Annotated in this window: 21 protein-coding genes; 12 read left to right on the forward strand and 9 right to left on the reverse strand. The window is 38.9% G+C overall.

Features of this window, described 5'->3' with window-relative positions:
- Nucleotides 1-225: 225 nt before the first annotated feature.
- Together EHW67_RS12730 and purU are read right to left on the reverse strand one after the other, a co-directional pair.
- Nucleotides 226-927: a DUF4197 domain-containing protein gene (locus EHW67_RS12730; RefSeq protein ID WP_126162773.1), complete on the reverse strand. Its 702-nt coding sequence runs from the start codon at nt 925-927 to the stop codon at nt 226-228.
- Between the two features lie 41 nt (nt 928-968).
- Nucleotides 969-1,820 (reverse strand): formyltetrahydrofolate deformylase, encoded by an 852-nt coding sequence (purU, locus tag EHW67_RS12735; RefSeq protein ID WP_126162774.1) that lies wholly within the window; start codon nt 1,818-1,820, stop codon nt 969-971.
- A gap of 253 nt (nt 1,821-2,073) precedes the next feature.
- Between purU and EHW67_RS12740 the strand changes: the two genes are divergently transcribed.
- Nucleotides 2,074-5,532, forward strand: a complete 3,459-nt coding sequence (locus tag EHW67_RS12740; RefSeq protein ID WP_126162775.1) for a methylmalonyl-CoA mutase family protein — start codon at nt 2,074-2,076, stop codon at nt 5,530-5,532.
- Nucleotides 5,533-5,627: 95 nt separating this feature from the next.
- Here the strand turns inward: EHW67_RS12740 and EHW67_RS12745 are convergent, their stop codons facing one another.
- Nucleotides 5,628-6,020 carry a hypothetical protein gene (locus tag EHW67_RS12745; protein ID WP_126162776.1) on the reverse strand — a complete coding sequence of 131 codons (393 nt, stop codon included), beginning with the start codon at nt 6,018-6,020 and terminating at the stop codon, nt 5,628-5,630.
- 116 nt (nt 6,021-6,136) lie between these two features.
- On the opposite strand from EHW67_RS12745, the gene EHW67_RS12750 reads away from it, so the two are divergent.
- From EHW67_RS12750 to EHW67_RS12760, 3 genes are all read left to right on the forward strand, one after another.
- Nucleotides 6,137-6,589, forward strand: a complete 453-nt coding sequence (locus EHW67_RS12750; protein ID WP_126162777.1) for an Lrp/AsnC family transcriptional regulator — start codon at nt 6,137-6,139, stop codon at nt 6,587-6,589.
- A 210-nt stretch (nt 6,590-6,799) separates the two neighbouring features.
- Complete coding sequence (locus EHW67_RS12755; protein ID WP_126162778.1) at nt 6,800-8,212, forward strand: alpha/beta hydrolase; 1,413 nt, start codon at nt 6,800-6,802, stop codon at nt 8,210-8,212.
- A 173-nt stretch (nt 8,213-8,385) separates the two neighbouring features.
- Nucleotides 8,386-9,024: a DUF1684 domain-containing protein gene (locus tag EHW67_RS12760; protein WP_126162779.1), complete on the forward strand. Its 639-nt coding sequence runs from the start codon at nt 8,386-8,388 to the stop codon at nt 9,022-9,024.
- A gap of 58 nt (nt 9,025-9,082) precedes the next feature.
- Here the strand turns inward: EHW67_RS12760 and EHW67_RS12765 are convergent, their stop codons facing one another.
- The 5 genes from EHW67_RS12765 to crcB all read right to left on the reverse strand — a co-directional run bounded on the left by EHW67_RS12765 (nt 9,083) and on the right by crcB (nt 12,919).
- Nucleotides 9,083-10,144: an outer membrane beta-barrel protein gene (locus EHW67_RS12765; protein WP_126162780.1), complete on the reverse strand. Its 1,062-nt coding sequence runs from the start codon at nt 10,142-10,144 to the stop codon at nt 9,083-9,085.
- A 120-nt stretch (nt 10,145-10,264) separates the two neighbouring features.
- Nucleotides 10,265-11,515 (reverse strand): ammonium transporter, encoded by a 1,251-nt coding sequence (locus EHW67_RS12770; protein ID WP_126162781.1) that lies wholly within the window; start codon nt 11,513-11,515, stop codon nt 10,265-10,267.
- A gap of 31 nt (nt 11,516-11,546) precedes the next feature.
- Nucleotides 11,547-11,885 (reverse strand): P-II family nitrogen regulator, encoded by a 339-nt coding sequence (locus EHW67_RS12775; protein WP_126162899.1) that lies wholly within the window; start codon nt 11,883-11,885, stop codon nt 11,547-11,549.
- A 433-nt stretch (nt 11,886-12,318) separates the two neighbouring features.
- The gene (locus EHW67_RS12780; protein ID WP_126162900.1) at nt 12,319-12,504 is read right to left on the reverse strand and encodes a fluoride efflux transporter FluC; all 186 of its coding nucleotides are present in this window, start codon (nt 12,502-12,504) and stop codon (nt 12,319-12,321) included.
- A gap of 46 nt (nt 12,505-12,550) precedes the next feature.
- Nucleotides 12,551-12,919, reverse strand: a complete 369-nt coding sequence (gene crcB, locus EHW67_RS12785) for a fluoride efflux transporter CrcB (protein WP_126162782.1) — start codon at nt 12,917-12,919, stop codon at nt 12,551-12,553.
- 667 nt (nt 12,920-13,586) lie between these two features.
- Here crcB and EHW67_RS12795 point away from each other — a divergent pair.
- The gene (locus tag EHW67_RS12795; protein ID WP_126162784.1) at nt 13,587-13,976 is read left to right on the forward strand and encodes a pyrophosphohydrolase domain-containing protein; all 390 of its coding nucleotides are present in this window, start codon (nt 13,587-13,589) and stop codon (nt 13,974-13,976) included.
- Between the two features lie 175 nt (nt 13,977-14,151).
- On the opposite strand, the gene EHW67_RS12800 is transcribed toward EHW67_RS12795, so the two are convergent.
- The gene (locus EHW67_RS12800) at nt 14,152-15,225 is read right to left on the reverse strand and encodes a branched-chain amino acid aminotransferase (protein WP_126162785.1); all 1,074 of its coding nucleotides are present in this window, start codon (nt 15,223-15,225) and stop codon (nt 14,152-14,154) included.
- Between the two features lie 105 nt (nt 15,226-15,330).
- Between EHW67_RS12800 and EHW67_RS12805 the strand changes: the two genes are divergently transcribed.
- From EHW67_RS12805 to EHW67_RS12835, 7 genes are all read left to right on the forward strand, one after another.
- Complete coding sequence (locus EHW67_RS12805; protein ID WP_126162786.1) at nt 15,331-15,834, forward strand: DUF4920 domain-containing protein; 504 nt, start codon at nt 15,331-15,333, stop codon at nt 15,832-15,834.
- Nucleotide 15,835: 1 nt separating this feature from the next.
- Nucleotides 15,836-16,501, forward strand: a complete 666-nt coding sequence (mnmD, locus tag EHW67_RS12810) for a tRNA (5-methylaminomethyl-2-thiouridine)(34)-methyltransferase MnmD (RefSeq protein WP_126162787.1) — start codon at nt 15,836-15,838, stop codon at nt 16,499-16,501.
- A 123-nt stretch (nt 16,502-16,624) separates the two neighbouring features.
- Nucleotides 16,625-17,587: a TIGR01777 family oxidoreductase gene (locus tag EHW67_RS12815; protein WP_126162788.1), complete on the forward strand. Its 963-nt coding sequence runs from the start codon at nt 16,625-16,627 to the stop codon at nt 17,585-17,587.
- Between the two features lie 143 nt (nt 17,588-17,730).
- Nucleotides 17,731-18,303, forward strand: coding sequence for a nucleotide exchange factor GrpE (locus EHW67_RS12820; protein WP_126162789.1), 573 nt, complete (start codon nt 17,731-17,733; stop codon nt 18,301-18,303).
- 9 nt (nt 18,304-18,312) lie between these two features.
- On the forward strand, nt 18,313-19,434 hold the full coding sequence (gene dnaJ / locus EHW67_RS12825) for a molecular chaperone DnaJ (RefSeq protein ID WP_126162790.1): 1,122 nt from the start codon (nt 18,313-18,315) through the stop codon (nt 19,432-19,434).
- Between the two features lie 739 nt (nt 19,435-20,173).
- Nucleotides 20,174-21,109 (forward strand): ABC transporter ATP-binding protein, encoded by a 936-nt coding sequence (locus EHW67_RS12830; RefSeq protein ID WP_126162791.1) that lies wholly within the window; start codon nt 20,174-20,176, stop codon nt 21,107-21,109.
- Nucleotides 21,102-22,439 (forward strand): ABC transporter permease, encoded by a 1,338-nt coding sequence (locus tag EHW67_RS12835; RefSeq protein WP_126162792.1) that lies wholly within the window; start codon nt 21,102-21,104, stop codon nt 22,437-22,439. Before EHW67_RS12830 ends, EHW67_RS12835 begins: the two co-directional genes overlap by 8 nt.
- The last annotated feature ends 75 nt before the right edge of the window (nt 22,440-22,514 follow it).

A 22,514-nucleotide genomic window follows, 5' to 3' on the forward strand; every position in this document is an offset into this window, starting at 1 on the left:
CCTTTCTAAAAGGGTATTAAAGCAACAATAAAAATTTAATGGTATGACATTAAAAAACCGGTGCTCCCACCGGTTTTTATAATCTAACTAACTCAAAAAATACTAACTCTAATTCTATTATCTTGTTTTTTTTAAAGAAATAGGTCAATAGTTGTATGACCTCTGTATAAAGCTAACGAATTTGTTTAGGATTTATTGTGAAAATTAGGTGTGATATATAGATTCTTAATCCTGTAGCGCAAAAACTTTTCTTAAGATGTCCGAAGTTCGAGATGATACCTGGGTTCTAATTTCTTTTTCCTCTATCGCTATCATGGTATAAACACCCTTTAGGGCCTCTTGGGTAACATAGTCTGTTAGGTCTGGGTTTACCTTCTTGGTTAGAGGAAGGTTATTGTATTTGGTGATGAGGTTGCTCCAGATCTGATCTGCACCTACTTTATCAAAAGAATTTTTGATTACAGGGTTAAATTTTTGATAGAGTTCCTCTTCTGTGGCCTGGGTAAGGTATTGGGTTGCAGCATTGTCTGCTCCCAAAAGAATATTTTTGGCATCTTCAAATGTAATTCCTTTTACGGCATTAACAAAAATAGGTGTTGCTTCGCCCACGGCGTCTTCGGCTGCCCTGTTCAATATTTTTAAGCCTTCGTCGGCTAAGCTGGATAACCCAATATCCCTTAGGGTTTTGTCTACCTTCTGCAGTTCTTCGGGCAGGGTGATCTTTACCAGTTCGTTCTTTAAATAACCGTCCGGCTCTGTAAGTTTGCTGACCTGTTTTTGGATTCCCATTTCCAATGCTTCCCGCAATCCTTGCGCAATTTCGGTATTGCTAATTGCTCCCCCCTGAGGTAACTGGTTTACAACCTGCTGTAATTGGGTACATCCAGCAAATTGAAATAGAATTAGGCCTAATAAAATTTTTTTCATCGCTTTGTTTTAAGTAGTTATAACGGCTTTTTAGGCCTTGTTTATGAGAAAATTACGGTCTTGTTGTTGTAAACCATGGTTTTTCTTCTGATATGAAGTTTTACTGCTCTCGAGAGTACTATTTTCTCCAAATCCCGTCCCTTGGTTATAAAATCCTTGATGCTGTGGGCGTGGGTAACGGTGGTTACATCCTGTTCAATAATAGGCCCTGCATCGAGTTCTTCGGTTACATAGTGGCTTGTGGCACCAATAATCTTTACCCCTCTTTCAAATGCTGCGTGGTAAGGCTTGGCGCCGGCAAAAGCAGGTAGAAAGGAATGGTGTATATTAATGATTTTGTTGGGGAAATGGTCAATGATCTTTTTGGTAATAATCTGCATGTATCGTGCCAAAACTATAAAATCTATGTTGTATTCTTTAAGCAGGGCCAGTTGGCGGTTTTCGGCTTCAACCTTGGTGTCTTTGGTTACCGGTATATGGTAATAGGGAATATCAAACTGTTTGGCAACATATTCCAAGTCGCTATGGTTGCTTAGGATAAAGGGAATGTCTACTTCCAGCTCACCAGAGTTGAATCTGCTCAATAAGTCGTATAGGCAATGATTATATTTGGAGACGAACAGTGCCATTTTAGGCTTGGTAGAACCCAGATGTAAGCTCCATTTCATTTGGTAGGATTGAGCCAATTCTTCCTGGAATTGCTGTTTTAAATTCTGGACTGCAGGTATATTCTTTTCAAAATCGCTTTCCAATCTCATAAAGAAGACCCCGGCTTCCTTATCTACATGCTGGTCTATATAAATAATATTTCCGCCCTTGCGGTGGATAAAACCAGTTACGGAGCTTATTATCCCTGATTGGTCTGGACAATTGATTAATATGGTTGTTTTCAAAGTGCAGTTATTTTTTACTGTAAAATTAGGATTTTAGGAATGAAGCACCTTGTATGTATCATATTTTTATAAAATTCTTATTTAGCACCTGTTATTTTTACGATTTTGTTAAATTGCATTCATATAATCGCCCTTTTTTTGTCTATACATTTAAGGGTAGGCATTCATTGAGTCTTCTTACATGATACTGGCGGAGGAGAAATGTTGGCAATTGATGCAGCTCATAGGCACTATCGGGTTAAAATAAGTAAGTATGAAACCAAAATCACCTTATATCCCCAACAATAAGGTCCGTATAGTTACGGCGGCCGCACTTTTTGATGGGCATGATGTGGCTATTAATATGATGCGACGTATTATTCAGTCTACCGGAGTAGAGGTCATTCATTTGGGACATGATAGGAGTGTTTTGGAGGTGGTGGATTGTGCTATTCAGGAAGATGTCAATGCTATTGCCATTACTTCTTATCAGGGAGGGCATATGGAATATTTTAAATATATGCACGATCTGTTGCTGGAACGTGGAGCTGGACATGTCAAAATCTTTGGTGGTGGTGGAGGGGTTATCCTTCCCCATGAGATACAGGAATTGATGGATTATGGTATAACTAGAATATATTCTCCTGATGATGGTAGGACATTGGGATTGCAGGGTATGGTAAATGATTTGGTGCGCCAAAGTGATTTTTCTGTTTTGGGGTACAATGACCAGAGCCACAAGGAGCTTATGCAGTCTTTAAGAATGAAGGAAGTAGGAGGTATTGCAAGGTTGATTACCATGGCGGAGAATAGTGAAGAGGAATTTGCTGCAGTTCTTTCCAAAGTAAACTGGAATGAAAACTTAGTGCCAGTACTTGGGGTAACCGGTACTGGGGGGGCGGGAAAATCTAGTTTGGTAGATGAATTGGTGAGAAGGTTTTTGGTAGATTTTCCCGATAAAACATTAGGGATTGTATCGGTAGATCCGTCCAAAAGAAAGACTGGGGGAGCCCTGCTTGGCGATCGTATTCGTATGAACGCCATTAATGATGCCAGGGTTTATATGAGGTCATTGGCAACACGACAATCCAATTTGTCATTGTCTAAATACGTTGATGAAGCTATAAAGGTATTGAAGGTAGCGGGGTACGATTTAATCATTTTGGAAACATCTGGAATTGGGCAGGCCGATACCGAGATAATAGAGCATAGCGATCTATCACTGTACGTAATGACACCTGAATTTGGAGCCGCCTCCCAATTGGAAAAAATTGATATGCTGGATTTTGCGGATGTAGTGGCCCTTAATAAGTTTGATAAAAGGGGAGCGTTAGATGCTTTAAGGGATGTAAAAAAACAATTCGTTAGAAATAATGGGCTTTGGGAGGTAGATCAGGACGATTTACCGGTAATAGGAACCATTGCTTCCCAATTTAACGACCCGGGCATGAATTGTTTGTATGGATTGCTAATCCAGGAATTGGTGAACAAAACGGGAGCAGCTTTAGAGAGGCCTTCTAAGAAAAGGTTTAACGAAACGGCTAAAGTGCATATTATTCCTCCTGCACGTATACGTTATTTATCAGAGATAGCCGAGAATAATCGGGCTTATGATAAGGAGGTTGTGGAACAGGCCGAAGTAGCACAGCGGTTATATGGTCTGTTTAAAACTATCCAAAGCGTTGCCGGCCTGGATCAAACCACTGATTTTAGTCGCTACTTTTCGCGAGATGGATTGGAGGAAAGCACTTTGTTGGAGTCAACGAAACGAGAGGAGAAGAAGGAATTACTGTCTTTGTTAATCAAGGAGTTTGCAGCCCAGAAAAAGGGATTGACTCCACATAATTGGGAAATAATTCTGGATTGGGAAGATAAGATTGCGCGGTATAGGGAGCCAATGTATGACTTTAAGGTACGAGGGAAGCAGATTGAAATGGCTACACATTTTAAGTCCTTGTCCCAGTTGAATATTCCTAAAATAACACTGCCACGATACAAGGCTTGGGGAGATATCTTAAGGTGGGTTGGGCAGGAGAATGTTCCTGGGGAGTTTCCTTTTACGGCCGGACTCTATCCTTTTAAGCGAACAGAGGAAGATCCTACCAGGATGTTTGCCGGTGAAGGTGGTCCAGAGCGTACAAATAGGCGTTTTCATTATGTTAGTATCGGAACAGCTGCCAAGCGGTTGTCCACTGCTTTTGATTCGGTAACCCTTTATGGCCATGATCCCGGTCATAGGCCGGATATCTTTGGTAAAATTGGAAATGCCGGGGTGTCTATTTGCTGTTTGGACGATTTAAAGAAATTGTATTCCGGATTTGATTTGTCAAGTCCATCTACATCGGTAAGTATGACCATAAACGGTCCAGCTCCCATGTTATTGGGTTATTTTATGAATGCGGCAATTGATCAAAATTGTGAAAAATACATCGTAGAGAATGGCTTGGAAGAAGAGGTAGAACAAAAAATTGCCCATCTTTATAAGGAATTGGGGATTCCAAGGCCTGAATATAATGGGGAGTTGCCCAAAGGCAACAACGGACTCGGCCTAATGCTACTGGGTGTTAGCGGGGATGAGGTTTTGAGCCGAGCAGAATATGAAGCAATTAGGAAAAAGACCCTAAATATGGTTAGGGGAACAGTACAGGCAGATATCCTTAAGGAAGATCAAGCCCAGAACACCTGTATATTTTCTACGGAATTTGCACTGCGTTTAATGGGGGATGTACAGGAGTATTTTATTCGTAATAATGTCCGTAATTTTTATTCGGTATCTATTTCGGGTTATCATATAGCCGAAGCAGGGGCCAATCCCATTACACAATTGGCTTTTACTTTGGCCAATGGCTTTACTTATGTGGAGTACTATTTAAGTAGGGGGATGGACATCAATGAATTTGGTCCGAATCTTTCTTTTTTCTTCTCTAATGGTATTGATGCAGAATATGCCGTTATAGGAAGGGTGGCGCGAAGAGTTTGGGCCAAGGCCTTGAAGGGGAGATATGGAGCAGATACCAGGGCACAATTATTAAAATACCATATCCAGACCTCTGGCCGGAGTTTACATGCCCAAGAAATAGATTTTAATGATATTAGAACCACCTTACAGGCGCTGTATGCCGTATATGACAATTGTAATTCCCTTCATACCAATGCCTATGACGAAGCAATAACAACCCCAACAGAGGAATCTGTGCGTAGAGCAATGGCAATACAGCTGATTATTAACAAGGAATTGGGGCTAACAAAAAATGAAAATCCCATACAAGGATCTTTTATTATTGAAGAATTAACAGATTTGGTAGAAGAGGCCGTATTGCTGGAGTTTGATCGTATTACAGAAAGGGGTGGAGTGTTGGGAGCAATGGAAACGATGTATCAACGGTCCAAGATACAGGAGGAAAGTCTGCATTATGAAACCCTTAAGCACAATGGGGCAATTCCAATCATTGGGGTGAATACATTTCTTAGTTCCAAGGGGTCACCCAGTATAATGCCTACTGAAGTTATACGGGCTACCGATGCGGAAAAGCAACAACAAATACAAAGCCTGGAAAACTTACACGCCATGAGACAGGATATCTCAAAAAAGTTATTGGCAGATTTGCAGGAAGCGGCCATTGATAACCGTAATATTTTTGAAACCTTAATGGAGGTTACCAAATACTGCACCTTGGGGCAAATTACCCAAGCCTTGTTTGAGGTTGGCGGGCAGTACAGAAGAAATATGTAATACTTATGTATAGGTTATTCGGTGCAAAACCGTTTGTTGCTTGGTTTTACTAATCAAAAATAGAAGAAGTTTTTAAGTATGATCGGGCTATATGGTTAGCTGCGCATGGACCGCCTCCATACCTTATACATCCTTCTAAAAGTTTTAACTTCACTCTTTAGAAGGTTTAAGTATTCTTTTTCCTTTACCCCGTCTTTTTCCAAACCAATACAATAGGAATTAATGTTCCTGATGATGACATTTATAAAGGTAGCGCTTCTCATTCTTACTGCATGGGATTCGGAGCGCTCCGCCTCGGCTATTTGTTGTGAAATTAGAATGGAGTCGGTTAACAGTGAATTAACCATGATATCCCGTAGACTGTTGGATTGATATAGTTTTAATAGATCCTTGTTGTAGGATAGGTAGGACGCAATTTCCCTGCTAATCATTAGTAGGTCCAATGATTTGCGATAAATAGGAATCTTACTTAGATTTTTGTAGGGCATTTTCAATTCAACTTAGGTTTTATAAAATTACGTCGATTTTGTTGATTTTAGATTTATATAAAAAAGTAAAAATGTAAATTAGCTAAGTATAATTAAATTTTTAATCTCATTTAGTTTTGAATGCAAAGATAGATATCCTTAATTGGAAGATTTTAAAATTACTTCAGGAAAATGCCCGGGAATCTTTTGCCAATATTGGAAGAAAAGTGGGCCTTACGCCCCCTGCTGTGGCCGAAAGGGTAAAAAAGATGGAAGATACCGGTGTTATCAACGGCTATAAGGCTGTGGTTTCCCATTCCCATGCTGGTTATCAATTAAAAGCCATTATTACCCTTAGAGCATTTATGGGCAAATTAAAGCCATTTTTGGAAGTCGTAAATACTTATGATGAGGTGGTGAATTGTTATAGGATTACCGGGAATGAGAATATTATTATGCAGGTAGTGTTAAAAGATCAATTCCATTTGGAAAAATTTATTGATAAATTGATTCAGTATGGAGAAACTAGGACTCATATAATACTATCTGATGTAGTGTCTAATGCACCTATTAAAAAAAGGGATGTCTAATAGAAGTACAATTGATTTGTGTTTTTTGTTTAATGCAATGAACTGCTCTTGGAGTTAAAACATTTATTAATTAATTTAAGGTATTGCTAAGTCTATTTTTTAGTTTCTGTCCTTAATTGTCAAGGTTTTTTATTTGTGAGCAGGCTTACCGAAGAGGAAAGGATAGTTAATTATTTGTAATTTGGCTAGGTATTTGATGACAATTTGTCTATGAAAAAATATATTTTATTACTGTTTTTTGGAGCGGTCTTTTGGGGTAGTGCCCAGCAATTAACCTTGAAAAAGGGTGTGGTGATCGACTCTATAAGGGTTAAGGACGCTGTTTCCGAAAGTTTCTCATTATTTCTTCCCAGTACATTTGAAATGGATAAAAATTGGCCTATCCTTTTTGTGTTCGACTTAGAAGGTAGAGGGAAAAGGGCCATTAGAATGTATACGGAGGCTGCTGAAAATCAAGGCTATGTGCTGGCTTCTTCCAATAATGTGAGCGATACCTTGTCTACCTCTCAGAACATCCTTATTACCGGGAGAATGTTCAATGAAATTATTGCTTTATTGCCTATTCAAAAAAATAGAACCTATTCTTCAGGATTTGGTAATGGGGCAAGATTTGCCAGTATTCTGCCTATTTTTGTGAAGGGGGTTAGTGGAGTATTGTCTTGCGCTATGGCCTATCCCAACATGGAGCTTTTGGGTACAAAAAGTGAATTTCAATATGTAGGTATCGTGGGTAAGGAGGATTATGCTTATCCAGAAATGAGGGCTACCAAACCTTTGCTTGATAGACTAAAATTGCCCAATTATCTTTTGGTTTTTAATGGTGGGCGCCAATGGCCAAATACATCATACCTGGAGAAGGCCATGGAAATATTTACCCTATCTGCAATGGCCAAAGGCAATATAGAGAGAAATGAAGAATATATTCGGGAAACTTATGCTGGTAATTTAAGGGATTTGCGTAGTGCTATGGGGGGTGTTAGGCTTCTGCAGGCCAACAATACCTTGGATAGGCTAATGTTGGTCTATAGACCTTTTATGGATGTGGATTCCCTAAAGAAGGAGAAAAGGGAATTAAAAAAGAACAAGTTGTTCAAAGCTATGACACGTGCTGAAAATAATGCACTGTTGAAGGAAGCTTTTATTAAGGAAGATTTTGTGTATTATTTGGAAGAGGACATTGCTACCTATAACTATAATAATATAGGGTGGTGGGTTTACCAGATGGAAGAGTTAAAGAAGTATGATACCAGTAAAATTGTAGCCGAAAGGGAGATGGGCAAGCGATTACTGGGATATATAAATGCGCTTATAGAGGATAACTTGGATATGCTGAAGGCGGCTCCCCGCTTGGATCAGGAAGCCTTAAGTCTGTTATGGATGCTGAAGACGGTAACTGATCCCAAAGAGTATAGATATTATTTAAAAATAATTTCACATAGTGCCAGTACGGGGGATTATGGAACTGCTTTGTTCTATTTGGAGGAGTTGTTAAAAAATGGCTATACGGACAAAACGGAATTGTATAGTTTGGAAAATACTGCTTTATTGCGGATAACGCCCGAGTTTAATGAAATTGTCGCCAAATATCTACAGGAGGCACGTTATGATATTATGGAGGAATAGACACTTCCAATTGTAATTTATGTATAATATGAAAGCAATCTTCTTTTGCTGCTTAACGGTATGACCTTGATAAATACTTCTCTGTTTTTAGGGTGCTTTATGAGTTGATCTAAATTTATTTTTAATTTATTATAAGAAAAGGGATGTTGTATTTTTACGCAAAAAGTGGAAATATGAAATATTGGTTTTTGATTGTTATGGTAATGTCATTGGGGTGCAAGGAAAAACGGTATCACGACGAGCTGGACCAAAACCAGCTGCAGGCAAGCACTGAAGCCTTGGAGGATATAATAAAATTTCAACAAAAGATGAATGGAGAGTTTAAAGATCCTGAAACCTCACCATTGCCAGATAGGTACAGAAAGGATTTTAATGGGTTGGATTTTTTTGGACCGGATACAACATACCGGGTAATGGCAAAATTTACAAGGACCCCGGAAGCCTTACCGTTCTTAATGCCTACAACAACCGGGAGGCAAAGTGAAGAGGTGGTATATGGGGTGTTGCAGTTTAGGCTTAATGGGCGCTCCCATAAGTTGGAGGTATACCAGAATCAGGAATTAAAACAGCAAGATCAATATAGGGATTATTTATTTTTGCCTTTCGCAGATCTCACCAATGGGGAGGAAACCTATGGTGGTGGGCGGTATTTGGATTTGAGTATACCAGAAGGAGATTCTCTATTAATAGATTTTAATAAGGCGTACAATCCTTATTGTGCCTACAATCCTAAATATTCCTGTCCTTTGGTGCCCAAACAGAACAGATTGGATATAGCTATTAAAGCAGGGGTAAAGACATTTAAAAAGTAAAAAAATAGCCCAGCAAATGAATGCTGGGCTTGTATAAATAATAAGGTTCAATTTTTTCTTAGAACGAGTATACCGCTGCAAGAACAAATGAGGACAAACTTTTTTGTGGAGCTAGGTCACTGTCAAGAAAGTTAAAGGAATCGTCTGACGCGCTATCCAAACGCAATTCCGGTTTTATAATTAGGTCTCCAATTGTGGCGCTTCCTGTAAGGGTTACGGCAAAAACACTGGAGTCTTCAACTCCTGTTCCAATTGCACCAAAATCTCCAGTTTCGGTGAAATACTCACCCCTTAATCCCAAAGTGAAATTTTCAGAGGTAGCGTATTGTGGATAAAGGGCAACTCCGGCAAAACCTAAATCATCGTTATCATATATCGCGGCATTGATACCTAAAAAGAATTCATCGGAAAGATCAAATCCTCCTGTAAAATCAACTTCAAAGGCTCCGTCATCAGTGAGGAAGTTTAAGTACTGTCCGCTATAGCCCAATTGTGCTCCGAAGGCGTATTTTCCAGTTGGGTTCAATTCGGTTAGGTCCGTTGGGTTCATAGCGGCCAACATAAGACTGAAATCATCGGATAGTGCAAAGTCTACCTTTATTCCAGTATGTGAAAAAGGACCATAGGAAAATAGGTATGATGTACTATAGTTGAAATTGGCTACCGGCGAAATTACCTCGTACCCTAAAAAGGTATTAAAGTTACCAAAGGTGAATTTCACAGATTCGCTTACATTCCAGTATACGTATAATTGATTAACAATGTTTCCAGTAGCGGAATATAAAGGAGAGGCAAAGATGGCATCTGTCCCCCTAGGTCCAAAAACCAAATCGGCAACAAAACCTACATCTTCTCCTTCATAACCGGCAATAACATTGGCCATACCTAGAGCGAAACCGGGTAAATTGGCAAAAGAAGAACCTGGCGCGGCATTGGGCATACCTGAGGTGGTATCAAAATCGTTGTTGCCATTGAGGTTTGTTCTGTAGTAGGCGTCAACACTTCCACTAATTGTGAATTTTTTGTCTTCCTCTTCCTGGGCATAAGTCATGGTTGAAGCTAGTGCCACAGCTAGGAAAAATAAATTTTTTACGTATTTTGTAGAAATAATCGATTTCATAATTCAATGATTTTTATCCTATTTATTTAGGATGTTAAAAATTAGACTGAGTTGGTAATTTGAAAAGGTTATTAACGGAGCGTTATGCACAACGCTCCGTTTCCTTTTTTTTGAGTATGTTTAATGTTGGTTCATTCGGAAGTCGGCGTAAGCGTCCATTCCATGCTCATGGAGATCAAGACCTTCCAGTTCTTCCTCTTTGGATACTCTAATTCCTGATACCTTTTTGATGGCGAATAGGATGATAAAGGCAGTTAGGCAGCAGAATACTCCAGTAGCGGCAACACCTGACAACTGGTATAAGAACTGTGACATACCGGCCTTAACTCCAAATATTCCAACGGCCAGTGTTCCCCATATACCGCAGATCAAATGCACGGCAACGGCACCTACAGGATCATCCAATTTAAGTCTGTCTATCAAGGCTACACCAAATACAATAATAGCTCCGGCTATAAGTCCAATAACAATGGATTCAAATGGGGACATTAGATCGGCACCTGCTGTAATCCCTACTAGGCCACCAAGTACTCCGTTAAGCATCATGGTCAGGTCATAGTTTTTGTAAAGTATGGTGGAGACAACAAAAGCGCCAATTCCACCAGCAGCTGCAGCAAGACAGGTTGTAACCAAAACGATAGAGGTTCCTGCTGGATCTGCAGATAATACAGATCCACCGTTAAATCCGAACCAGCCTAACCAAAGGATAAGTACTCCGGCAGCAGCCAACGGGATGTTGTGACCAGGGATCGCATTAGGGGTTCCGTCTTCACTAAATTTACCAATTCGTGGGCCTAAGATGTATATGGCTATCAATGCAGCCCATCCACCTACTGAGTGTACCAAAGTAGAACCTGCAAAATCGTGGAAACCGGCATCATCACCACCTAGGGTAGATAGGAAACCACCTCCCCATTGCCATGATCCTACAATAGGATATACCAATCCTACATAGATAAGGGTGAAGATCATAAATCCTCCAAGTTTAATACGTTCTGCTACAGCTCCAGATACAATGGTAGCTGCCGTTGCAGCGAACATCCCTTGGAAAAGGAAGTCGGTCCAATAGGTGTAGCCTTCACTATAGCTAAGGTCTAGGCTTCCGTCGGGAAGTATGGGGGCTTCCAAGCCAAAACCTGCGAATCCTATATAACCGTTGAAATCGCCAGGATACATTAGGTTAAACCCGCCAATGTAATAAATGAGCAACCCTACGCAAATGATAAATACATTTTTAAAGAGAATATTAATTGTGTTTTTTTGTCTGGTTAGTCCGATTTCCAAAAGTGAAAATCCTAAATGCATGAAGAATACGAGTGCCGTACATATCATCATCCATACATTATTTGCTGTAAATAATCCTACGTCCATATTTTAAATTGTTTGTTGATTTTTAATTTTTTTAGTTGATCCCTGCTTTTCCGCTCTCTTTTGTTCGGATCCGGTATGCTTCCGTAATCTCGGAAACGAAGATTTTACCATCACCTACATTGCCAGTGTATGCGGTCTCTAAAAGAGTTTGTATGGTTTTGTCCAAAAACTCATCCGATATAACAATGGAAAGATACCTCCTCTGTATGTCGGAGGTACTATAGGAAATGCCTCTATAAACATGACCCTCTTTTTCATTGCCTACTCCAGTTACATCCCAGTAACTAAAAAAGTTAACTTCAATTTGATGTAACGCTTTTTTGACGTCATCAAACTTTGACTTTCTAATAATTGCCTCGATTTTTTTCATAATTGATTTATTATTGATGTGAACAAAAATAAAGATTAAATACATACCCCCCTATTTTTTAGGGGTATTAGATGTAAGAATTACATTTTAGGTAAAAAAGACCCTATTATTTTAGGGGTATCTGTTTTTTAATATGAATATTAAATTTATATGTTAAAATTTTTAACACCAATAAATGCTTAAAACAGCAGTAATGTTGTCTTTTTCAACATTTTATTCAGGAATATGCCTAAAAATCGGAGGATATGTCAGTTTGTGTAGAAGAGGTGGTAATTAATTCCTTGGTAGTTTTCTTTCTAAGGATTGGGGTGAACATAGAGAAGAGTGCTATAAGGACGTGGTAATCTATACCTAATATATGTAAAAGTAGACTTGGATAATTGGAAATGGGATATCTTGTTATAAGGAAATAGGTATGGGGAAAAAAAGGGGGTTATAATTTGGAGAACCAGAAGCCCACTGCTACAGTGCCTATTCCTAAAATAAGGCTGGTTAGGGTGTAATTAGTGAAATTTAAAAGGTCGCCTGGCTTTAAAAGAGAGTGTTGCTCTAGGGCGAATGTGGAAAAAGTAGTGAAGCCACTACATATATGTATAAGTAGACTTGGATAATTGGAAATGGGCTATCTTGCTATAAGGATATAGGTCTGGGAGAAAAAAAGGGGGTTATAATTTGGAGAACCAGAAGCCCACTGCTACAGCACCTATTCCTATAATAAGACTGGTTAGGGTGTAAATAGTGAAATTTAAAAGGTCGCCTGTCCTTAAAAGAGAGTGTTGCTCTAGGGTGAATGTGGAAAAAGTAGTGAAGCCACCACAGAATCCAGTTATTAGTAATAAGGAGTGGTTTGTGGTAATAAGGTTGTTTTTTACGGAAAGCCCCACAATAATACCTATTAGTAAACAACCAATAATGTTCGCTAAAAAAGTACCAAGAAAAAAATTCTGAAAAGTGTTGTTTAGCGTTTTGCTGATCAAGAAACGCAGGGCACTACCGGCACCGCCTCCTAAGAAGACCAATAGAAGCTGTTTCATAGGTCCTGGATTTCTGTTCCTTGATCAGGGTAAAAAAAAATTACCATCATTATGGGTGTCTTAAAATTATGCATAGATTGTGCCCTACACTATACAATGCGTAGTAGTAATGCAAATATGCACATATTTCCAATTAGACCAGAATTAAACTGCCTTTTTATATTTCGAGTTAATTAAATCTAGGGGGAAGATTACTGTTGTAGATTCTGAAATATTTTTGACGGACTTTTCCTTCTTTATGGAATTACTGCTAAAACTTACTATAAATAATAGGGCGTTTATAACAATAAGGACAAATAAAATACTGAAAAAAGTTACCATACAACTAAGTGATTTAGTTTCTTAACGCAAAATTAAGACTTTTCGTATATCAAACGCTCATAAAGTTTGGAATGTTGTGTGTTGAGGCTCTTTTTATGATGTTGTAATTTAATCTGTTAATTTTTAAGAAAGTATTTAATAATAAATAGGATTAACAAGAATAAAGAGAAGAAAATTCCTACCCACTTTGCGCCTTTATAGTTTTTAGCGTGAAGTTTTTTGTCTTTTTTATAGGAAATGATGGTTATTCCTACGAAAAATGCGAAAAAAAGACCGGCAAAAATTAATTGTCCCGTGCTGAACATATTTCTATTTTTACACAAAGCTAATGTAAATAATTACAAGAATGAAAAATAAACTAAGTGCTGTAGAATTGTTCCATAAATCTTTTGGGTTGGGTGTATCTAAAGAACTTAAGGCAGATTTGGGCGAGGCCAAAAATTTACTGCGTTTCAATTTAATGGATGAGGAGAATAGGGAATACTTGGAAGCTGCCAATAATAACGATTTGGTAGAAGTGGCTGATGCCTTGGGTGATATGCTGTATATACTTTGCGGTACCATATTGGAGCATGGAATGCAATATAAGATAGAGGAAGTTTTTGATGAGATTCAGCGAAGCAATATGAGTAAATTGGGAAAAGATGGAAAGCCAATTTATAGGGAAGATGGGAAGGTACTAAAGGGGCCAAACTATTTTAAACCCAATATTGTGGAAATCTTGGACAAAAAGTAGTAGTTCTTTTTGCTGTTCCAAGCGGCTTATATAAAATAAAAGCCCCTAGTAAATATAGACTAGGGGCTTTTTAAGTATATAAGCTAAAATCTGATTGTGAATTGGTTAAACTAGATGCTTCTGTCTCCTGAAATAGACGGGTCTGTACAAACCTAATCAATTCATTTATATTATTTTAATTAACATCTACTGCATATCTCCATCCAAATTTATCTTCTGCCCTGTTGTACTGAATGTCGGTAATTCGTTTTTTAAGACGTGATGCGTAGCTGTTGTCCAACTCGGGAAGATCGTAATCTTTGTTCTGGTACCCAAATGTGGCAATTGGAGAAACCACCGCAGCTGTACCGGCTCCGAACATCTCTTTTAAGCTACCGTTATTGGAAGCTTCTACAACCTCTTTAACGGTTATTTTTCTAACTTCAATATCTATATTCTCGTCTTTTGCAATATCCAAGATACTTTTTCGGGTTATCCCGTCCAATATTCGGTCGCTAGTAGGACTCGTAATCAAGGTGTCGTTTATTCTCACAAAAATGTTCATGGCTCCGGCCTCTTCTATATATTCGTGATGGTGATCGTCTGTCCAAATCACCTGGTTATAACCTTTTTCCACGGCTAATTGAGTGGGGTAAAATTGTCCGGCATAGTTCCCGCCAGCTTTGGCAAAACCTACACCGCCATCGGCCGATCGGGAATATTTTTCCTCTATCAATACTCTTACCTTACCAGCAAAATAGGAATCGGACGGAGAGCAAGCTATGATAAACTTATACTCGTCCGAAGGGGAGGCGTGGAAGCCGTTTCCGGAAGCAAAGACAAATGGCCTTATATAAAGTGAGCTGCCTTCAGATTCTGGTATCCATTTGTGATCCAACTTTAAAAGCGCCTTTAATCCGTCCATAAAATAATGTTCCGGTAATTCCGGCATGGCAAGTCGCTTTGATGAAATATTAATGCGCTTCTGATTTTCCAATGGGCGGAAAAGCCATACGTTTTTATCGGCATCTTTATAGGCTTTCATACCTTCAAACACCGATTGGCCATAATGAAAAATTTTGGCCGATGGGTCAAGGGTTATTGGTTGATAAGGAACTATTTTAGGGATTTCCCAGGCTCCGTTCTTATAATCACAGACCATCATATGATCTGTAAAATACTTTCCAAAAGATAAGTTTTTAAAATCTACTTTGTCAATTTTAGAGGTTTTTACTTTCTCAACTATAATCGAATTTGAAACAGTTTGCATAGCAATTAAATTTAAAGCAATAAAATTAAGCAAATATCGTCACTACTACTTCTTTTTTCGTTGAAAAAAGCCCAGTTTTGTAAAGTGATAAAAAATCTATCAAAAATGAGGGTATTTAACATTTTGATTGTGTTTTTTGTGCTGTTTTCGGCCAATGCGCAACAGAAAATGGCCCCAAAAGGGCAGCAGGAGGACCATGTTATAAACGAATACGATAATTATGGTCTTAAAATTGATGATTCAGAGGCTTTAAAGAGTGGGTCTGTGCTGTCGCAGTATGAAAATATGTCTAAAAATGATACCCTTGCCGTTAAATTCTCTGCCAAGGTTTCCGATGTATGTAAGGTAAAAGGCTGTTGGATGAAACTAGAGTTGGATGCCACAAGGGAGACAATGGTGAAATTTAAGGATTATGGTTTTTTTGTTCCTAAGGAAGCTATTGGGAAGAGTGTTATTGTGAATGGTAAGGCCTATGTAGAGGAGATGAGTGTAGAAGATCAAAGACATTTTGCAAAGGATGCCGGGAAGTCGGCAAGTGAAATAGCACAGATAAAAGAGGTAAAGAGAGTCTTTGCTTTTGAAGCAGATGGGGTACTTATAAAAAAATAGTTTGAAGAGAAAAATAATAACAACGGCCGATGGTTCCAAGACCATTCAGATAGAAGATTGGAACGAGCAGTATCATTCTGTACATGGTGCCGTCCAAGAAGCCTATCATGTCTTTATTAAGAACGGACTTTCTTTGTTCCAGGATAGGCAGTTGTCTATACTCGAGATTGGTTTTGGAACGGGTTTAAATGCCTTTATAACCCTTATGGAAGCGAAAAAGAAGGGGCTTACTGTGGCTTACAAGGGGGTGGAGGCGTATCCGGTACTTCCAAAGGAGTTAAGGGAACTAGATTATTCCACTGCGCTTGGCCAGCCTGAAAATGAGGAGTATTTTCTTAAAATGCATCAAACCTCCTGGGGGCAATCGCATGACATAACCCAAAATTTCATTTTGGAGAAGCAGCAAACCGACTTTAGGGAGATAAGCGATACCAATGTTTTTGATCTTGTATATTTTGATGCCTTTGGAGCCAGAGTACAACCAGAGCTTTGGACAGCGGAGATTTTTGAAATTATGTTCAAGGCAATGAAGAAAGGAGGGGTTTTAGTAACCTATTCGGCCAAAGGAAGTGTAAGAAGGGCTATGCAGCAAGTGGGGTTTATTGTGGAGCGATTACCTGGCCCTCCGGGGAAAAGAGAAATGTTGCGGGCCTTAAAGCAGTCCTGATTGTAAGGGTGTTTTTTGGTGTTCCTTAACATACTTGGGTTGGGATTGTTAAACCTAATCTAAATTCAACCGGATTGACATGGAAAACCCATATATTTATATATAAGTGTAGATTGAAAGGGTATGAAGGTTTTAATAACAGGAGCGACGGGTTTGGTGGGAAGTGAAATTGTTAATTTATGTAAGCAGAACAATATTACAGTCCATTATTTAACTACCAGAAAGGGTAAAATACAATCCCAGGAAGGATACAGGGGTTTTTATTGGAATCCTGATCACAATGAAATAGATATGGCTTGCTTTCACGGGGTTACCACCGTAGTCAATCTTGCAGGTGCAAGTATTTCAAAAAGATGGACGAGGAGCAATAAAAAGAAGATAGTAGATAGTAGGGTGAAATCCTTGAAGACGCTACGCTTGGGTATCTCAAAACTCAAAAATCATAATATAAACACTATTGTATCAGCATCCGCAATTGGTGTTTATCCCAATTCATTATCCAATTACTACAGAGAGGCAGAAACAGGTGTTGATGACAGTTTTTTGGGTAAGGTGGTGTCTATTTGGGAGCAGGAAGTAGATAAGTTTAGGGAAATAAATATGCAGGTTGCCAAAATAAGGATAGGACTGGTTATGTCCGATAAGGGCGGTGCTCTCCCTCAAATGGCGAAGCCTGTAAAGTATTATGTTGGGGCTTCACTTGGAGCAGGTAACCAATGGCAATCCTGGATACATATCCAAGATCTTGCTAGGATATTTTTGCATGTTGCCACAAAGGAACTTCACGGTGTATATAATGCAGTGGCACCAAATCCGGTAACCAATGAAAAACTGACCAAGGAAATTGCAAAAGTTTTAGGCCGACCTTTATTGCTGCCAAATGTGCCTAGAGCAATACTGCAAATGGTATTGGGTGATATGTCATATATCTTATTTGCAAGTCAGAGAGTAAGTAGTAAAAAAATTGTGGAGACAGGATTTGATTTTATGTATCCCAACATCTGTCGTGCCTTGGAAAATATTTTTCGGGACAAGGAAAATTATAACCCTTCTGATACCCTTTATCATAAAGAATACTGCTCTTAAGGAGTAGGAAAATTACTTTTAAAAGTAGTAACATTCGCCTTTGGCGGATGTTTTTTTTATAAAGTTTTATGACATTATGACATTTTTAAAGAATTGGCAGTACTTTTGCCGTCTCAAATCGGAAGTATATAAATGTATTTTAAATGAGCAACGAAAATAAAACAGACGAGATGGAAGATGATGTTCTGAACAATATTGAAGAGCAGGCCACAGAACAGGACAATTCATCATCTGCTGAAGACAATGCGAATATGGAGGAAGAAATTAGTTTGGAGGAGCAATTGCAAGCAGATTTAGATAAGGAAAAAGATAAGTTTTTACGACTTTTTGCCGAATTCGAAAACTATAAAAGAAGAACCTCCAAAGAGAGAATGGACTTGTTTAAAACGGCAGGGCAGGAAGTTATTGTGTCATTATTGCCGGTAATGGACGATTTTGACCGTGCCCTAAAGGAGCTTTCAAAATCTGAAGATCAGGAAATGTTCAAAGGGGTAGAGCTAATTAATAATAAATTTAAGGAAACCCTTAAAAACAAAGGGCTTCAGGAGGTTGAGGTAAAACAAGGCGATAGTTTTGATGCTGAAATCCATGATGCCATTACCCAAATCCCTGCTCCGGAAAAGAAACTAAAGGGCAAGATTATTGACGTAGTGGAAAAGGGATTTAAATTAGGAGACAAAATTATACGCCACCCTAAAGTAGTAGTAGGAAACTAAAATTAGTATATGAAGGAGGATTATTATGATATTTTGGGCATTGGAAAAAATGCTTCCACAGCCGAAATAAAGAAAGCATATCGGAAAAAGGCCATTGAGTATCATCCGGACAAGAACCCGGGAGATGCCAAGGCAGAAGAGATGTTTAAAAAAGCAGCAGAAGCCTATGAGGTTTTGAGCGATCCCAATAAGAAGGCCCGATATGACCAATATGGGCATGCGGCCTTTGAAGGCGGCGGTGGATTTGGCGGCGGAGGTATGAATATGGATGATATCTTCAGTCAGTTCGGTGATATTTTTGGTGGTGCTTTCGGTGGAGGAGGTTTTAGTGGTTTTTCTGGATTTGGCGGTGGCGGTCAACGCCGTGTCAAAGGTAGTAACCTGAGAATTAGGGTGAAATTGACACTAGAGGAAATTGCCAACGGTGTTGAAAAGAAAATTAAGGTAAAACGAAAAATCCAGGCAGAGGGTGTAACATATCAAACCTGTGGCACATGTGGTGGTAGAGGTCAGGTATCTAAAATAACCAATACCATTCTAGGTAGAATGCAGACTGCTGCTACATGTAGTTCCTGTGGAGGAAGTGGTCAGGTTATAGATAAGAAGCCAAGTGATGCAGATGCTCAAGGACTTAAAGTTTCGGAGGAAACCGTAAGTATAAATATTCCGGCAGGTGTAGAGGATGGTATGCAGTTGAAGGTGCCAAACAAAGGGAACGATGCTCCGGGCAATGGAGTGCCGGGCGATTTGTTGGTGGCTATAGAGACCGAAGAACATGATACCTTAAAACGAGAAGGGGATAACCTTCATTTTGATTTATATATTAGTTTTTCCGAAGCGGTATTAGGTACCTCCAAAGAAATTGATGCCGTTGGCGGAAAGGTTAGGATTAAACTGGAGCCAGGAATACAGTCTGGTAAGATCCTTAGGTTAAGAGGCAAGGGAATAAGTAGTCTTAATGGGTATGGCAGTGGCGATTTGTTGGTGCATGTGAATGTTTGGACCCCTAAGGAGTTGAACAAGGAGCAAAAGGACTTTTTTGAACGTATGCAGAACAATGATAATTTTGCTCCCAGACCAGAGAAATCGGACAAGTCCTTTTTTGAAAAAGTAAAGGATATGTTCTCCTAATTAGGTGGATTTGAGTGTGAAATAAAAAACGTATATTTGAGATAATATTGGGAAACCAGTATTATTTTCTTTTTCATAGCAATTTTTTTCCCATCCTTGATTCGTTAAGGGTGGGTTTTGTTTTTTAGTGAAACCCCGTTTTTATGAACCCCGAAGGTGTACAAAAACACGGTCGGTTGAACTAATCCCGCCCTTTGGCGGGATCTTCACGTAATACGGGTGTATTTTTTTAGTGAAACCCCGTTTTTATGAACCCCGAAGGTGTGCAATAAACAGGGTCGGTTGAACTAATCCCGCCCCTTGGCGGGATCTTCACGTAATACGGGTGTATTTTTTTAGTGAAACCCCGTTTTTATAAGCACCGAAGGTGAGCAATGAACAGGGTCGGTTGAACTAATCCCGCCCTTTGGTGGGATCTTCGCGTAATACGGGTGTATTTTGTTATTGAAACCCCGTTTTTATAAGCACCGAAGGTGTGCAATGAACAGGGTCGGTTGAACTAATCCCGCCCCTTGGCGGGATCTTTACATTTTGATGAGTGTATTTTGTTATTGAAACCATATTTTGCCAAAATTTTTTATTTATAGTATTGGGTGTTCCGCTGTTTCTTATTTTCAGAATTTTACACGGTCCGCGGTTCCTAATATTCTCCTAGTTAAATAATGTGAAAAAGTATAATTTATAATAATCCTGTCTGTCACTTCAACAGCAATTCTATATCTTTGGAGAAATTGCTTACATGAACAATATATTGGTCGCTGACAAGGTTTCCAAGCAGTTTGGGAGCCATATCGCTCTTAACCAAGTTTCACTGGAAATTCCTAAAAACAGTATATATGGTTTGCTTGGTCCAAATGGAGCTGGAAAAACTACTTTGATCAGGATAATAAATCAAATTACCTATCCTGATAAAGGGATGATTTTTTTTGAAGGGAAGCCGTTGGAAGCAAAGCACATTGCAATGATAGGCTATTTGCCGGAGGAACGTGGGCTCTATAAAAGTATGAAAGTGGGGGAGCAGGCATTATATCTTGCCCAGTTGAAGGGCTTGTCCAAGGCAGATGCCAAAATGAGATTAAAGTATTGGTTTGAACGTTTGGATATTGGGGATTGGTGGAATAAAAAGATACAGGAACTATCCAAAGGGATGGCCCAAAAAATTCAGTTTATCGTTACGGTGCTACACGAGCCAAAACTATTGATCTTTGATGAACCCTTTAGTGGCTTTGACCCCATAAATGCCAATATTATCAAGGACGAAATACTTCAATTAAGGGAAAAAGGGACTTCTATAATTTTTTCTACCCATAGAATGGAATCGGTTGAGGAACTTTGTGAGTATATAGCCTTGATTCACAAATCGGAAAAATTGTTGGATGGTAAGCTAAGTGAAATAAAAAGGGCATATAAGAACAATATATACAAGGTAGGATTGGGGGTTCAAGGCGCCAATGGCTTATTGGAAGACCTAAAGGAAAAATTTAAGATTTTGTCCTCGGAATATGTTGATCATGGATTGCAATTAAATTTCACCGTTCAATTGCCATCGGCCGATACAGGTGCATTTCTGTCCCATCTGTCTGGCAAGGCAAATGTTAATAATTTCACGGAGACCATACCATCGGCAAACGATATATTTATTAGAACTGTTCAAACCAATAGCATTTATGAATAAGTTATCTCTCATCATTAAACGTGAGTATTTAGCAAAAGTTCGAAATAAATCCTTTGTTGTAATGACCTTTTTGAGCCCTATCTTAATGGTAGGTATGGTTGTTCTAATAGTTTATTTGACCAAGATAAATGATAATCAATCAAAGGTTATAGGTGTATTAAATGATAGCGATTATTTTTCCACGGATTTTCAGTCCACAGAAAGTACTTCTTTTTTGAAATTTAAGGATATTGATGTAGAGGCAGCCAAGGATTCTATTATGGGAATGGGATATTATGGATTGCTTTATATACCGGAAGGGGACAATTTGGAAATAGTGGCCAACAAGGCTGTATTTTATTCCAAAGACGCCCCAGGTTCCACACTGCTTGACAATTTGGAAAATGTTTTTGAAGATCGTCTGCGACTACAGCGTTTACAGGATTTAGGGGTTTCGGTATCCGATTTTGAAAGGATAGACCACCACTTTGAAATGACTACGTCTACTTTTAGCGGAGAGCGCAACCTAAAGGGGATAAATGAAATAAAGGCCTTTATAGGCGGGGCATTCGGATACCTTATTATGATGTTTATTATTATATATGGGGGATTTGTTATGCGGAGTGTCATAGAGGAAAAAACCAGTAGAATAATAGAGGTCATTATCTCTTCCGTAAAGCCATTTCAGCTTATGCTAGGCAAAATTATTGGAACCTCCTTGGCCGGTGTTACCCAATTTGTAATTTGGATTGTTTCTGGCGTACTGCTATTTGGACTGGTTATCATGATTTTTGATATTGACCCGTCTGCATTTAATGCCGGAACTGAAAATACCCCTGGTCTTGTTGGTGGCGCAGCATATATGGCGGCTTCGGATTCTGCCATACAGTTGTATGCCAACGAACTGTTTAAGATTCCTTGGATTATGCTCATCTGCTTTTTTATGGTCTATTTTGTATTGGGGTACCTAATTTATAGTTCAATATATGCGGCCATAGGTGCAGCGGTAGATAATGAAACGGATACCCAGCAGTTTATATTTCCAATTATATTACCATTAATGCTGGCTATATACGTAGGGTTCTTTTCTGTTTTTAATAACCCTCATGGTCCAATTGCTGTTGGGTTTTCATTATTTCCCCTTACCTCCCCCATTGTAATGTTAATGCGTTTGCCTGGAGGTATAGGCGAGGGAGGAGTCCCTTATTGGGAGCTAACGGTGTCTATACTTCTGTTGATCATTACTTTTATGGGTATTGTATGGCTAGCAGCTAAAATATATAGAGTAGGAATTTTGATGTACGGAAAAAAGCCATCCTATAGGGATTTAATTAAATGGCTAAAATATTAGAATGGAGCCAGCAAAAGGAGCAGTAAAGGTGATCAGGAGTATTTTGGGACTCAGAATCTGGAAGAGGGAAACGGT

Source organism: Arenibacter aquaticus (assembly GCF_003957295.1).
Lineage (GTDB): Bacteria > Bacteroidota > Bacteroidia > Flavobacteriales > Flavobacteriaceae > Arenibacter > Arenibacter aquaticus.